Raw genomic sequence first — 15,232 nt, 5'->3', positions numbered from 1 at the left:
CCAAGGATGGTATTGACTTGAACTGAAGCTTTTTGAAACAGGCTTCCTACGTAAAATTAGTCGTCACTGGGTCCCGGTCACGATCCATGCGGAAGTTGCCAGCGCTATTGCAATTCGGTAATAGCCGAAAACCGCCAGTCCGTGGCGGTTCAAATAGGACACCATCCATTTGACCGACGCCACGGCCGAGATAAAGGCCAACAGCAGACCGATGGCGAGGGGAGGGAGGTCGAAGGTCTGCAGCATCATCTGACCGTGCTTGAGGGCATCATAAGCCGTGGCTGCTCCGAGGGTCACTACGCCCAACAGAAAACTATACTCCACGGCAGCAGACAGCGAAAGTCCCACCATCATTCCTCCCACGATGGTCACCAGGCTGCGGCTGACCCCCGGCCACATGGCGATACACTGGGCAAAACCGATGACCAGCGCCATGCGCCAAGTCAGATCCTCAAGCGACAGGCCCTCATGGGTATGCCCGCGGGTTTTCCGGTTGCGCCAATTGACCGCCAGGATGGCCACGCCACCCACGAACCAGGCGGCCACCACCGGCCAGGGTCCGAAGAGACAGGCCTTGATAATTTTGTTGAACAGCAGCCCGATGATGGCTGCGGGAATAAAGCCGGCCGCCACATTCGCCAGCAACCGGCTCCCGTCCGGCTCCCGTCCTATCAGCCCTTTCAGCATCTGTCTGACACGCCTGAAATACAGTCCCAGCACGGCAATGATGGCGCCTGCCTGAATGCAGATCGTGTATGCATCGGCTGCATCCTTGGTGCGCTGCTGTTCCTCTGCCGAGGCGGATGGGGAATCGCCGATGCCCATCAGCCGCTCCGCCAGAAGCAGATGACCGGTGGAACTGACCGGCAGATATTCGGTCAGGCCTTCGACCACGCCCAGAATCATCGCCTGCACGACGGTCATCGCCGCAGCGTCCTGTTCGATTACGGTCGGGGGTGCGGTTTGGTCACCGCTCGCGGTGCCGATACTGCTGGTGAACAGCAGCAATAAGGTTGCAATGAGATTGAACAGCCTGGATTTACCCAAACGCATATCCGTTCCTTTTTGACCGGCCCGACTAAAAACCGGCCGCTACCGGTTTTATCCTTTGATTACACAAATCGGCTTCAACCGGGCCACTTTCTTCGACAGACCGGCACCATGCACCGTTTCCACGACCTGGTCAATATCCTTGTAGGCATCGGGCATCTCTTCGGCCAGGGTGCTGCGGCCGGTCCATTTGACCAGGATGCCCTTGTCGGCCAGTTCGCGATGGATGGCCCGGCCCTTGCTCTGTTTTTTGGCGGCTGTGCGGCTCAGTACCCGTCCGGCGCCGTGGCAGGTGGACCCGAAGCTTTCTTCCATGGCGGTCTGCGTGCCGGCCATCACATAAGAGGCGGTGCCCATGTCGCCGGGGATGAGGATCGGTTGCCCCACCTGCCGATAGGCCTCGCAGATTGCCGGGTGGCCCGGCGGAAAGGCCCGGGTGGCCCCTTTGCGGTGGACGCAGACGATCCGCTGGTTACCATCCACCGTGTGCTCCTCGCGCTTGGCGATGTTGTGACAGATGTCGTACACCTGATGCATGGCCAGATCCCGGGGGCCGATGCCCAGCACCTGCTGGAAGGTTTCTCTGGCCCGGTGCAATAGGATCTGACGGTTGGCCCAGGCGTAATTGGCTGCGCAGGCCATGGCGGCAAAGTAACGCCGGCCGGCATCGGATTGAATCATGGCGCAGGCCAGCTGGCGGTCGGGCAGCTGGATGTTTAACGTCTTGACGTGTTTGGCCATGAAGGCCAGAGAGTCGTCGCAGACCTGATAACCCAGTCCCCGGGACCCCGAGTGCAGCAGCACCGTCACCTGATTGTGGAACAGACCGAAGGCCCGGGCCGTCGGTTCATCGAAAATCTCATCGACCACGCCCACTTCCAGGAAATGGTTTCCGGAGCCCAGTGTGCCCAGCTGCTTGACCCCGCGCTCTAGTGCCCTTTCGCTGAGCACCGACGGATCGGCATCGGCCATGCAGCCCCCGTCTTCGGTGCGCTCGACGTCCGACCCTTCGCCGAGGCCGTGGCGGACAGCCCAGCTGCCGCCTTCTCGCAGCACCTTCATCTCCTCTTTGGGGGACAGCTTTACCGACCCGGTTGAGCCTACGCCTGACGGGATGTTCTGGAAAAGGGCATTGACCAGTCGATCCACCACGGGCCGGACCTCTTTGTCTTCCAGGCCGGTGGCGGCCAGGCGTACGCCGCAGTTGATGTCGTAGCCGACCCCGCCGGGCGAGATGATCCCCGTGTCCCAATCGAAGGCGGCTACGCCGCCGATGGGAAAACCATAGCCCCAGTGCATGTCGGGCATGGCCATCGCCGCTTTGAGGATGCCGGGCAGCGTAGCCACGTTGGCTACCTGTTTCAGTGCTTCTTCTTCGCTCAGCTGGGCAACCATAGAGCCGCTCATGAAGATCCGGCCAGGAACGTTCATGGACCCGGACCGGGGAATTTCGTAACAATAGGGGCTGATCTGTTTCAATTCCATTTCAACCTCCCGTCAGCGACCCGCCAGAAATGGCATCTTTCAGCCCAGGCCGGTGTTCTTGCGTTTTCCCAATCCTCGACGTAGCGATGCTACACCTGCGGTTTCGAAAACACTGCGGCCTTGACCTGAACTACAAACCACCATTTCTGGAAGGCCGCTCAAATGTCGAATACTACCGTTGCCTGCCAGCCGCTTGCCGTCCGGCTCACATCGATCTGGTGGTAGGTAACCGCCTTGATTTCTTGAAGAATCTCATGATGTTCAGGCCGATAGCGGTCGGTAGAGACCCGGGCGGAGACGCTGGTTTCCGAGATCTGCTGGATCTCGATCATGTTAACCAACTTTTCCTTGCCGGTCCACAGGTAGAGCAGCTCCCGCAGGTAGTTGACCATGAGATCCGCCGGATCGTCGCCGGTGACTGCTACCTCGATTACCTCCCGAGGTTTCAGCCGGTCCGGTTGGGTGATCAGGTCAAACAGGGCCAGGCCGGCGTTTTTAAACAAATCGGCCGGATCAGCGCCGCTGACGCAGATTCTCAGGTCTGCGGTGTGGTCCAAAAGGGTGTAGTTTTTGGTCATGGTTTTTTAGCCAACAATCGTGCCCGTCTTGGCCGTGCTGTAACCGCCCAGGGATTCCACCCGCGATTTAAAAACAGCGGTATTGATGGTCTCCAGCAGAACCCGGATGTTGACGGATTCGAAAAACAGGTCCGGAATGATCAAATCGTATTGCTCGGTAACCACGGGAATGAAATCCAGTCCCAGAGCCTTTGCCGCAGCATAGATGCCCAGCCCCGCGTCTGCCGTGCCGCTGAGCACGGCCACGGCCACGTTCATGTGGGTGAACTCTTCGCTGGTGTAGCCGTTGATCCGCTCCGGGGAGAGGCCGATCTGCCCCAGCCGATAGTCCAGCAGGATCCGGGTACCCGAACCGCCCTGGCGGTTCATGAAAACGATGTCGTCGCGTCCTAAATCTTCTATGCCCGTGATGCCCTTGGGGTTTCCTTTGGGGATGATGAGGCCCTGGTCGCGCATCACCAGGTTCACCAGGCGGACCGGCGTGTCGGGGAGATAGCGCCTAACATATGAGCGGTTGTATTCGCCGGTTTCCGTATCCAGCAGGTGGGCGCCGGCCAGGTGGCATACCCCGCGTTTGACGGCCATGAGGCCACCCATGGAGCCCACGTGGCTGGAAGAAAGGGTCAGGGCGCCGTCGCCGGCACGCAGTTGGTCGGCCAGTACGTCAAGGGTGTTGTCGTGGCTGCCCACGATGACGATGGTGTTGCGGATGGCAGGCAGGGGTTTTAGCAGTTCGGCAACGACCGGGTCGCTGTCCTTGATGCCTTCCGACTGGCGAGGGATGCGGATAATGCCGTCGGCCTCGGTAATGCTGGTGATCATGCCGGCTCCCCGGGGCAGGGGCGTGGCCACGATCCGATCGCCCACCTGCCCGAGCTTGACCCGAAAAAATTCCTCCACGCCCAGCTTGGAAGCGATCTTGCGGGTAGGCAGCACGGCAACCGTCTGCCGTGGGTGGTCGGCAACGCCCAGCATGCGCCTGATCAGGGGTTGAACAAACTGCTCGACGGCGATGATGGCCGACACCGGGTAGCCGGGAATGCCGAAAAAGGGCTTACTCCGTATATCGCCCAGGATCACCGGTTTGCCGGGCATGATGGTCACCCCGTGGACCATCAGTTGTCCCAGATCCTGGAGAACGGGCAGGGCGTAGTCCTCGGAACCGGCTGACGATCCGCCGATGGTCATGACCATATCCACATCGCCGGCTACGGCGTCGGCCACCGTTTGACGGATGAGATCCAGGTCGTCCATGACCCGGTCGTGCCTTACCGCCTCGCCGCCGCAGGCGTCGATCATTTTTTCCAGCACGGCGGCGTTGGTTTCCAGCACCTGCCCCGGCTTCAGGTCTTCGGGGGCGGTGGTGCGCCAGTCCACCAGCTCCGAGCCGGTGGGAATGATCAGCACGCGCGGTTTTCTTCTCACCGGTACCCTGTAGATGCCGCCCGAGATCAGGGCGCCGACGCAGTATGGAGTCACCGTATGGCCGCGGGGGTAGAGCAGTTCGGTGGCCACGATGTCTTCTCCCATTTTGCGTACGTGCTGCCAGGGAAAGGCCGGCGACTCGATGCGGATGCGATCGTCGCCCACGGTCTGGATGTTCTCGATCATGATCACCGCATCGGTGCCCTCGGGCATGACGTGGCCGGTGTTGAGAAAGCGGGCCTGGGTCCCCACGGACAGCTCTTTGGGTCGGGTTTCGCTGGCACCGAAGGTCTCCTCCGCCTTCACGGCAACGCCGTCCATGGCGGCGGCGTGAAAGTTGGGTGACGACACGGCGGCCGTCACCGGTTCGGCCAGGACCCGGCCCACCGCATCGGGCGGCGACACGTTTTCAGCGGCCATGGTGCCGGTGCCGGGGAAATGGTCGAAGAGGATCTGCCGGGCTTCCTCCAGGGGCTTCATCTTCAAGTATACGTTGCGTTTGGTTTTCAACGATTGCTCCCGTTATCGTTTTAAGTGTCAGACTTTTTCGTAATAGAAAAAAGAGAACCGCAGAATGCCCAATATTCAATGTCGAATATCGAAGGGTGGTATCGCTGCACGATGTCGATAATTCAAAAACGGCAGAATACCTTTTTTCGATATTCTGCGGTTCAGCGTTGGACATTGGAAATTCGCTTTGATTGAACCGCGATAAAACCTGAATAGTGTCTGTTATAGCGGTATCACCTCAACTGTTGTCCCCTTTTCCAGTCCTTCGGTGTTCATGTCGATGGCGATGAGACCGTCGGCTTTGACCATGGTGTTGATCAGTCCTGATTTACCGAGAATGGGTTCGGCCTTGATGAGACCGCCATCCTCAAGAAGGCGCACACGGACGTAGTCAACACGACCCTGGGCCGAGGCGAGGTTACGGTTCAGGGTGGCCTGAATCGGAAACTGCCGGGCCGTTTGCGTCAATCCACACAACCGGTCCAGAAAGGGGCGGACCACCACGGCAAAGACCACCATGGCGGATACGGCGTGGCCGGGCAGTCCCCAGAAGGCCTTGCCGCCGGAGCGGGCCAGGATGGTGGGCTTGCCCGGGCTGATGGAAATGCCGTGGACCAGGATTTCGGTATCGGGCAGGGCATCCAGTACCTCCACGGTAAAATCCCTGGCCCCCACCGAACTGCCGCCGGAAATCATGACCATGTCGGTGCGTTCCAGGGCCCGTCGGCACTTTTCCATGAGATCTTTGCGGTTGTCCCCGACGATTCCGAATACCACCGGGATCCCTCCGGCTGCCAGCACCTGCCCGGACAGGGTTTGGGTGTTGATGTCCCGGATTTGTCCTTCTCCGGGTACCCGGTCCACCGGCACCACTTCGTCGCCGGTGGAGATGATGCCCACCCGGGGGCGCCTGAAAACGGGGATCTCCGTGCGCCCGCAGGCGGCCAGCAGGCCGGCTTCCTGGGGGCGGATCCGCGTTCCTCTGGTCAGCGCCGGTTCGGTATGCCGGATGTCCTCACCCTTTTCGATGACATGCTGGCCCGGGGCCACGCTGCGGTAAGCTTCGATGGTGGTGTTGTCCAGCGTATCGGTATGCTCCACCATGATGACGCTGTCGGCCCCCTCGGGCAGCATGCCGCCGGTGGCGATCCGGGCCGCGTCCCCGGGGCCGATGGAAAAATCGGGCTGGGCCCCCATCCTGATCTGCCCGCGAACGGTCAGGTATGCGGGATTGGCCTCGGATGCGCCGAAGGTGGAGGATGCTTTTACGGCAAACCCGTCCATGGTGGAGCGGTTGAACTCGGGAATGTCCACATCGGAATAGGCGTCTTCGGCAAGGACCCTGCCCAGACATTCCGCCAGTGCCACCGTTTCCGTGTCCACCGGCATAAATGACGGGACGTGGGCCAGGACCCCTTCGATGGTTTCAACGTTGAAAAACTCTTTCATGACATCTCTATCTCTTTTTGCTATGCCAGTCTACCGGGTCAGCCGGTGGTTGGGACGATTCAATCGCCACAAACCGGCCCGGGGATCCATTTTTGGGTGTCACGTTAATGCAACCCCACTGAAACCAAGGGCCCCATAGATTTCATGACTGCTTTACCTGTTGAGGTTACTATATCACAATAGAAACGATGGAAACAGAAACAATGGCAACCTGTGTGAATCATCCGGATCAATCAGCCGGGCTGGTGTGCATGAAATATCAGATTTATTTTTGTGATCAGTGCGCCCGGTGCCGGGACCCGAAACTGTATTGCAAGCACCGGACCGCCTGTCCCATCTGGTTCATCGCCAAGGACAGCGAAAATGGGTGGGAGAGTGACGGAGGGCTGAGGTCAGAGGACTGAGGACAGAACGGTCTTCGGTCTGGATCGTATTGAAAAGCAAACCGCAGAATGGCCAATGTCCACTTTCGAATGTCGAAGGCAGGGATTACTTCGTGATGGCGATATTAAAAATAGGCAGCATACCTTTTTTTCATTCTACGGTTCCTTGCTCGATATTGGATATTCTCTTTTCTAAGGCTTTGTTCCCAACCCCACCATCCTCGCCAGGGAGCGGGCCATGGTGTCTAGAAAGGCTTCGTCGGGAAGGGTGATGGTCATGTTCAACCGGCCATCCGCCGATCTCTCCATGCACTCGCCCAATTTGGCTTTGAACACGCCGGCCAGCTGTTCCAAGCCGTTGTCGGTTGACCGGTCCGCGAACATCTCGCCGATAAAGGCGAATGCGGCTCCCATCAACTGGCCGCCGGCGGCGGCCACTTTTTCCTTTCTGACCAGGGCGGCAGCCGTTTTTTCGGCGTCGGCCTTCATGCTCTCGTCTTCGGCCGCTTCGGGCCGAGCCCCCAGCAGGATCTCCATGCGGCGCTTAAGCTCTTCCATGCCCGTGCTCATCTCCACCTGGCTGGTGTCGGTGTCCGGATCCAGAACCGCCAGGGAGAGTTGGTGCTTGGCCGACAGGGTGCCCAGCAGGTTCTCCTCCAGGGTGTCGGCGGTGACCAGCAGAAAGACCTGCACCGACTGCTGCTGACCCATGCGGTGGACCCTGGAAATGCGCTGCTCCAGTACGGCCGGATTCCAGGGCAGATCCACATTGATTACGGTATTGGCCGCCTGCAGGTTCAGGCCCGTGGCACCGGCATTGGTGGTGATAAACAGCATGCAGGACGGATCGCTTTGGAAACGGTGGATCAGTTCCTGGCGTTTTTTTTGGGGCACCGAACCGTCGAGGCGCACGTAGTTCATCTCGCGGACTTCCAGCAGGGGCTCGATCAGGTTGAGCATGGTGGTCCATTCGGAGAAGAGAACGATCTTCCGGTCCGCTTCGGCTTTTAGCCGTTCCAGCAGATCGCCCAGTTCCTTAAGTTTGCTGGAGTAGCCCGGGGCCTGTTTGTCCACCAGAAAGGTGCTGTCGGCGCACATGCGGCACATGAGCAGTGCCTTTTGCAGCCGCAACAGATCCATTTCCGACAGATACTTCTTGTTGATGATGGTCTGAACGATGTTGCGGTGGCCTTTTTGCATGTCGAGCTGTTCTTCGGTGGGGGCGATGCGGATCACCTCGGTGGTGCGCGGCGGCAATTCATCCAGCACCTGCCGGCGGGTACGTCGCAGCATAATCGGGCGCAAGGCCTCACGGAGCCGGTCCAGACGTTTATACCCCAGCAGTTTGCCCTTTTCATCGACGACCCGGTGGCGGTTGAAAAACCGGAAGGCCGGTCCCAGGCGCCGGTCGTCGATAAACTCCACCACCGAAAAAAGTTCATCCAGCCGGTTCTCTAAGGGCGTGCCGGACAGCACCAGGGCGAAGGGTGACTTGAGGGCCTTGACGATTCGGCTGGTCTTGGCCTCCCAGTTTTTAATCCGCTGGCCTTCGTCCAGGATGATCAGGTCCCAGGCCACGCGTTCGATGGCCAGGATATCGCGCAGCACCTGCTCGTAGTTGCAGACCGTGTAAAATTGATCGCCCGCATATTGAGCCGGTCGCTCCTTGTGGCTGCCCAGTATCAGGCGGACGCTGCGATCGCTGAATCGTCTGATTTCGCTGCGCCATTGGGACTTGAGGGAAGCCGGGCAAATGACCAGTACTTTGGAAACAGACGCATGACGGGAGAGCAGTTCGGCCGTACCGATGCCCTGGATGGTTTTGCCCAGGCCCATATCGTCGGCCAGGACAGCCCGCCCGGTTCCGGCCGCAAAGGCGATGCCGTCCAGCTGGTAGGGCCGCAGGTCGGTTTTCAGCAGGGTCTTGCGCAGGGGATGGGCCGCGGGATCCCTGCGAATCTCGGCCATCACTGCTGCCATGCGCTGTTGAAACAGCAACTGCTGAATGTATTCTTCGGCATCCGGGTAGATCGTCACTGACCTGCCCAGGCGTTCCACCTGGCCGATACGCTGCAACAGATCCTTGGGGTCGTCGATGGCCGTATCTTTTAAAGGCGCCAATATGGATTGGACCGGCATCTCCAGTTGATCGGGAAGCAGCAGGTGAAGTTCCAGATGTCGGCCATAGCGCAGGTATACGCCGATCTCTTCGACGATTGCCGGGGTATCCTTCACAGACTTGGGGAATTTGGCCCGGCCGCGCTCCAGGGCGTAGAGGATATGCTTGCAGGTGCCCAGGGTGTTCTTGCGGAAATCGGGACAGGCGCAGTAGGACTCGCCCGGCTCCCAGCCGCGCAGGGCCAGGCGGTAGCTTTTGCCGGAGAGCGGGTTGGTGATCACATAATCGGTCCACAACTGCTGAGGGTTCATCGATTGGAGGCGCATTTTTTCGTCACGGGCGCGCTGCCGGCGTTCGTTGATGGCCTGCTCGATGAGGGCCGCTTCATCAAGGCTTTCGATAGGGGTGCGTTCCGGGGGCGGTGCCGATAAACCCAGGGCAAGCTTTTCCTCCAGCACCAGGGACAGGGCCGCCCCCTGATGCACGCAGGCACCGCTGCAGGCGTTGCAGCAAAGGTCGAATCGCTGCCGCTTGTCGTCGGTCAAGCCGATGGTTACGACAGCCTCCTCGATGGTCAGGCGGAAGTGCCGATCATCCAGGGTCACCTGCTCGACCAGGTCGATTTCGAATTTGCCGCCTTCCATGATCAGTTCCCGGCCCCGGGGCCCCAGCAGTTTAGCGGCCTGTAAAAAGGACAGATGGGAGAGTTTGTCTCGCAGGGTTCTCATACGGATCCTCCTGAAATGATCGAGTCGGTTCGGCCCTCTATACCGTTCTATCCTTCCATTTGCAACGTGGGCGGGTAGAATGATATCTGTTTTGGGAGCTGGTTTCAAAATGCCCCATTTCGGTCAATATCGGTGTTGGGCTCACATTTCAATCCTCGAAATACCTAAAGTATTCCTCCGGTTGAAATGATCGCCCGCCTTGATCTTGACCGAACTGCCACCTTTTGAAACCGCCTCCTTTGAAACAGCCTCCTGGAAAGAATCGGGCGGGTATAACCATGAATTCATGAAGGACGGATGAACTACGATGACCGACAACTACCTGAAACTGGCTATGGCCAATCTGGAGCGGCTTTATGGGCATCTGCCGGGAGATTTGGAGAAGACGCTTCCCGCCATGAAAGACGGGTCAACCTATTCGTTCACGGCATTCGGCAAAACGTGTGTCATTTCACCGGATGGCATCACCTTGGACGGTATCGAACCGGCGGGCGTGATCGGCATCCTGCTTTCCCTGTATGCTTTACATGCCATAGCCGAGCTTCCCCTGCTGGCGCCTTTTCGGGCGTTCAAGGAGTTTCCCGATTCGGCGCCCTATGTGAGCGCCTTTGCCTCCCACACCGAGCAGATCCTGGTGCCGGCAGTCCACCGGATCAAAGCGAAAATCGCCCTGATCATGGAGCGGCTTTCCGGCCAGGCGGCACCCGCTTCCGCCGCTGGTGATTTCGCTTTCGTGGTCCGGCCCCTGCCCAAGATTTTCCTGTGCTACATTTTCTACGAGGCCGACGAGGACTTCCCGCCGTCGGTAACTTGCCTTTATTCCGGCAACGCCAACCGCTTCATGCCCATGGACGGACTGGCCGATGTGGGCGAGTACACGTCGAAAACGATTCTGGGGCTGGTTCATTGACAGTGGCACCCTGTACTCCGATCCGGGAATATGGTTGGTTCATCCTATTGCCTGCTGTTGTGAACGTACAGCTGTAAACGCATAAAATATACTAAAATTATTGACTTTTTATCTTTTTGACATATAAAAAATTGTTTGTCCAACCATAAAAAGATTATTCGTGTCGCTAACCTGATCGATGCGGCGGAAAATAACGCCAAAAAGCGTTTCGAAAAAGACATGCAGCTGCTCACGTGTTACGGCTATGCAGTGATCCTATGGGAAGGAAAGCAAGATGCTTAACAAGTTGCGAATACAAAATTTTAAAGGATGGAAGGACACCGATACCATTCGCATGGCCCCGATTTCTTTGTTCTTTGGTGCCAACAGCTCCGGTAAGTCGAGTATCGGGCAATTCCTGATGATGTTAAAACAGACGGTTGAGTTACCCGACCGGAAGGCGGTGTTTTATCCAGGCGGGAAAAATTCTGCGGTGCAACTTGGCTCCTATCAGGAAATGGTCTTTCACCGCGACCCTGAGAACAAGATTGCGTTTGAATACCAATGGACACTTCAAGATGTTTTGAAGATCAAAGATCCTGTTTCCGGGCAGTCGTTCTCCGGAGATGGTCTGTCTTTTCAGGCGGAAGTCGGACTGGGAGATAAAGACCAATATTCATTAGTCGTCGAAAAATTTAAATACCAATTGATGCAAAATATGGAACAATCGCTCTCTGTTGAATTGTCACAGAAACAAGGGGGTAAGGCTAAGGAGTATCAGGCAACTGCTGAGCAATACAGCCTTGTAAGAAAAAAAATGCGGGCTTGGGCATTGAAGGATGTTGTGCGTTTTTACGGTTTTCCTGATGAAGCAGTTGCTTACTATCAGAACGCAGAATTTGTGCAGGTGCTAAATTTTGAACAAGAGCAGCTTTTCAAATCGATTTGTTACTTAGGCCCTTTAAGGTCGAAGGCGGACAGGGTATATACATGGGGAGGAAATGCGCCAGAAAGCGTTGGTTTTTCTGGTGAAAATACCATTGCAGCTATTCTGTCAGCTCGAAACAGGAAAATAAGCATAGTTAAACCTGGAGCCAAGAGAGCTTCTCCGGCAAAGCCATTTGAACAAGTTATTGCCCTGAAACTTAAGGAAATGGGATTGATCGAATCCTTCAACGTCGATTCTATTTCTGAGCAGCTATATAAAGTTAAAATTCGTGCAAAGGGTTCAAAAGATGGAGTCGACCTCCCCGATGTCGGATTTGGTATTTCCCAGGTTCTCCCTGTTCTGGTTCAGTGTTTCTATGCGCCACCGGGATCGATAATCCTGATGGAACAGCCGGAGATTCACCTTCACCCCAGCGCTCAATCGGCTTTGGCCGATGTGATGATCGATGTCATCAACTCAAAAGAAAATGGCGCTGACAGAAATATCCAGTTAGTCATTGAGACCCACTCCGAGCACTTCCTCCGGCGGCTGCAAAGGAGAATCGCCGAGGAGAAAGTAGATCAACAAAAGATTTCAGCCTATTTTGCCAACATATCAAAGACGCCAGCCACACTGGAACCGCTTCAGATTGACCTTTTCGGCCATATCCAGAATTGGCCGGAGAACTTTTTCGGTGATGAGATGGGAGACATTACCGAGCAGGCCAAAGCAGCTATGAAAAAGCGGATGCAACAGAGCACTGCGGGTTTGAAGGTCCCCGAATGAACAATCTGCCGAAGAAATGCCTGGTCGATACCAATGTTCCCAAAACGGCTAATCTTGCACTTACCCCGGACACTATTCCTCAGGAATTGACCGACTGTGTTCTCGCCTGCGTTGAAGCCGTCGAACATATCGTCAAGAAAGGGGGTTTGGTGATTGATGCCGGTCATGAAATATTTGATGAATATCGGCATAAGCTCTCGATGAAAGGCCAGCCCGGTGTGGGAGACCGATTCATGAAGTGGGTTAATGATAACCGTTGGAAATTTCCTGAAGCTGACCGGGTGCAAATTACGAAAAATGGTGAATCCTATGATCAATTTCCTGATCATGAAGGTTTGAACGATTTCGATCCTTCCGACCGAAAGTTTGTCGCCGTTGCCAATGCTCATCCTGCCAAACCGCCAATATTGCAAGCAACGGATAGCAAATGGTGGGGATGGAAGGATGCCTTGGGTGAGGTCGGTGTTAGCGTTCATTTCCTTTGCCCGGACTACATCGAGAGAAAATATGTGGAGAAGATGGGCAGGTGATGTCGGATTTTTTTAAATTCCCCTCCACACCTCATCTGGCGCTCCTCGCTGGCGTCGAAGTCAGGGGGGATAAGGTCATGTCGGATGCGGAAAAAACCAGATTCCTTGATCATGAACTTGTCGTCGAAGAAAAAGTTGACGGGGCGAATCTGGGAATTTCCTTCGACTCCGACGGAAATATTCGTGCTCAAAACCGGGGGGCGTACCTGCATCTTCCGAGTTCCGGCCAATGGAAAAAGCTTTCGGATTGGCTGGCCCCAAAAACAGAGGAACTCTTCGAACATCTGACGGACCGCTACATCATATTCGGAGAGTGGTGTTATGCCCGTCACTCGGTTTTTTACGACCTGCTACCGGACTGGTTTCTTGGTTTCGATGTCTATGACAAGAAAGTGGGTCATTTCTTGTCCTGCAAACGACGCGACACAGTTTTTAGGGCAACCCATATTTACCGAATACCCATGATCGAACGCGGAATATTTGCACTCCCTGATCTTAGCAGGCTTTTTTTGCAATCAAAACTCGGCAATCGGCCATCGGAAGGTATTTACCTGCGGTTTGATCAGGGAGACTGGTTGGCGCAAAGAGCCAAGTTGGTTCGTCCTGCGTTTATCCAGGCGGTCGAGCAGCACTGGTCACGTTCAGGGATTAAAGCCAATCGGTTGATGTCGGAGATCTATTCATGACAATTTCCCACATCGACCTGAACCAGGCATGGTATTGCAGCACCCTAAATAACACTGTCTGCAAACTCATCGGAGTGCAGGTCTTGTGAAGACAGACAGGTCTCTGCCAAGTCTTTTCAGTTCGACCGGCCTAATAAAATGGCGGGCGAACGATACCGGATAGAAAAATGGGCAAAATCAAACGCAAGGCATCCGGTCGCGGGCCTATTGCCAAAAAACGATCAAGAAAACTTGACATGGATTTCGCCAGCCTCACCACCCTGCGCAAAACCCATCCGGCCTGGCGGCTGCTCATGGCCGACCATGCGCCGCTGATTGCCAGTTTTCTGCACCGGGTGTTCCTCCAGCCCAACGTGCGGGTGATGGCGCGGCAGGATCTGGTGTCCAAACTCGAAGATGAACTGTTCCATCTGACGGAAACGCTGGGCATCGAAGACTTTGCCCGCGGCGCCGGCGACTATCTGGATGAATGGGCCCGCAACGACAAGGGCTGGCTGCGCAAGTTCTACCCGCCGGGGTCCGACGAGGCCCATTTCGATTTGACACCCGCTGCCGAAAAAGCGCTGGCCTGGCTGGAAAGCCTGACCCAGCGAACCTTTGTGGGTACCGAATCGCGCCTGTTGACGGTTTTTGAACTGCTGCGGCAGATGGTTACCGGCACCGAGGCCGATGCCGACGCCCGGATCGCCGAGCTGGAGACGCGCAAAGCGGAGATCGACCGGGAGATCGAGCGCATCCGCAGCGGCGATCTGGCCCTGCTGGACGATACGGCAATAAGGGACCGGTTCCAGCAGGCGAGTTCCGTTGCCCGTGAACTGCTGGGCGATTTCCGTGAAGTCGAGCATAATTTCCGCCAACTCGACCGCCGTGTTCGCGAGGAGATCGCCACCTGGGAAGGCCGTAAGGGGCTGCTGCTGGAAAAGATATTCGGCGAGCGAGACGCCATCGCCGATTCGGATCAGGGCCGCAGTTTTCGCGCGTTCTGGGATTTTCTGATGTCGCCGGCGCGGCAGGAAGAGCTCTCCGAACTGCTCGACCACGTTTTTGCTCTGCCGGCCATTGACAGCCTGGAGGCGGATCCCCGCCTGAAACGCATCCACTACGACTGGCTGGAGGCGGGCGAGCAGACCCAGCGCACGGTGGCCCGGTTGTCGCAGCAGTTGCGGCGCTATTTAGACGATCGGGCCTTTCTGGAAAACAGGCGCATTATGCAGCTGCTGCACGAGATCGAAGCATCGGCCCTGGCCGTGCGCGACGCCCTGCCGCCCGGTGGCTTCATGGATATCGACGAAGCGGCGCCCACGGTCCACATGCCCATGGAACGGCCGATGTATTTCCCGCCGGTCAAACCGCTGATTACGGCCGAGGTGCGGGCAGGCGATGAAGCGCGCATCGACGCCGAGGCGCTGTTCGACCAGGTCATCGTGGACAAGGCGCGGCTGCAGGCCAATATCCGTCGGTTGCTGGCGGTCCGCCACCAGACCACCTTGCGCGAGGTAACGCTCGAGCACCCCATCCAGGAGGGTCTGGCCGAGGTGGTGGCCTACCTTTGCCTTGCGGCCGGCGATGAAAATGCGCTATTCGATGAGACCACCCCCGACTGCATCGCGTGGCGGGGCGAGCAGGGATGGGAGCGCGTGGCCCGCCTGCCGCGGGTGATCTTTAACCGGTAGCCGGAGCAGGTAA

11 protein-coding genes are annotated in these 15,232 nt (G+C 57.1%); 5 read left to right on the top strand and 6 right to left on the bottom strand.

Translation table 11 applies throughout. The annotated features are described in order from the left end of the window. Nucleotides 1-63: 63 nt before the first annotated feature. The 6 genes from ACHZBS_RS04230 to ACHZBS_RS04205 all read right to left on the bottom strand — a co-directional run bounded on the left by ACHZBS_RS04230 (nt 64) and on the right by ACHZBS_RS04205 (nt 9,727). A complete protein-coding gene (locus ACHZBS_RS04230) occupies nt 64-1,053 on the bottom strand; it encodes an undecaprenyl-diphosphate phosphatase (RefSeq protein ID WP_319405282.1) in 990 nt (329 codons plus the stop codon). Nucleotides 1,054-1,101: 48 nt separating this feature from the next. Continuing rightward, entirely contained in the window at nt 1,102-2,535 is a 1,434-nt protein-coding gene (locus ACHZBS_RS04225; RefSeq protein WP_319405281.1) for an RtcB family protein, read from the bottom strand. A 158-nt stretch (nt 2,536-2,693) separates the two neighbouring features. Then, on the bottom strand, nt 2,694-3,113 hold the full coding sequence (locus ACHZBS_RS04220) for an archease (protein WP_319405280.1): 420 nt from the start codon (nt 3,111-3,113) through the stop codon (nt 2,694-2,696). 6 nt (nt 3,114-3,119) lie between these two features. After that, the gene (locus tag ACHZBS_RS04215) at nt 3,120-5,048 is read right to left on the bottom strand and encodes a molybdopterin biosynthesis protein (RefSeq protein ID WP_319405279.1); all 1,929 of its coding nucleotides are present in this window, start codon (nt 5,046-5,048) and stop codon (nt 3,120-3,122) included. A gap of 222 nt (nt 5,049-5,270) precedes the next feature. Then, a complete protein-coding gene (glp, locus tag ACHZBS_RS04210; protein ID WP_319405278.1) occupies nt 5,271-6,497 on the bottom strand; it encodes a gephyrin-like molybdotransferase Glp in 1,227 nt (408 codons plus the stop codon). Nucleotides 6,498-7,072: 575 nt separating this feature from the next. After that, nucleotides 7,073-9,727: a DEAD/DEAH box helicase gene (locus tag ACHZBS_RS04205; RefSeq protein WP_319405277.1), complete on the bottom strand. Its 2,655-nt coding sequence runs from the start codon at nt 9,725-9,727 to the stop codon at nt 7,073-7,075. A gap of 307 nt (nt 9,728-10,034) precedes the next feature. On the opposite strand from ACHZBS_RS04205, the gene ACHZBS_RS04200 reads away from it, so the two are divergent. From ACHZBS_RS04200 to ACHZBS_RS04180, 5 genes are all read left to right on the top strand, one after another. Continuing rightward, on the top strand, nt 10,035-10,637 hold the full coding sequence (locus ACHZBS_RS04200; RefSeq protein WP_319405276.1) for a DUF3786 domain-containing protein: 603 nt from the start codon (nt 10,035-10,037) through the stop codon (nt 10,635-10,637). Between the two features lie 274 nt (nt 10,638-10,911). After that, nucleotides 10,912-12,330 carry a DUF3696 domain-containing protein gene (locus ACHZBS_RS04195; RefSeq protein WP_319405275.1) on the top strand — a complete coding sequence of 473 codons (1,419 nt, stop codon included), beginning with the start codon at nt 10,912-10,914 and terminating at the stop codon, nt 12,328-12,330. Continuing rightward, the gene (locus ACHZBS_RS04190) at nt 12,327-12,860 is read left to right on the top strand and encodes a hypothetical protein (RefSeq protein WP_319405274.1); all 534 of its coding nucleotides are present in this window, start codon (nt 12,327-12,329) and stop codon (nt 12,858-12,860) included. Before ACHZBS_RS04195 ends, ACHZBS_RS04190 begins: the two co-directional genes overlap by 4 nt. Beyond that, nucleotides 12,860-13,546, top strand: coding sequence for an RNA ligase family protein (locus ACHZBS_RS04185; RefSeq protein ID WP_319405273.1), 687 nt, complete (start codon nt 12,860-12,862; stop codon nt 13,544-13,546). The genes ACHZBS_RS04190 and ACHZBS_RS04185 overlap by 1 nt, the downstream gene beginning before the upstream one ends. A 167-nt stretch (nt 13,547-13,713) precedes the next feature. Beyond that, complete coding sequence (locus ACHZBS_RS04180; protein ID WP_319405272.1) at nt 13,714-15,219, top strand: DUF3375 domain-containing protein; 1,506 nt, start codon at nt 13,714-13,716, stop codon at nt 15,217-15,219. The last annotated feature ends 13 nt before the right edge of the window (nt 15,220-15,232 follow it).

Origin of the sequence: uncultured Desulfosarcina sp. (genome assembly GCF_963664155.2) — a bacterium.
In the GTDB taxonomy this organism is placed as follows: Bacteria; Desulfobacterota; Desulfobacteria; order Desulfobacterales; family Desulfosarcinaceae; genus Desulfosarcina.
Note: the sequence above shows the minus strand (reverse complement) of the source record. Positions and strands in the feature narration are given on the sequence as shown.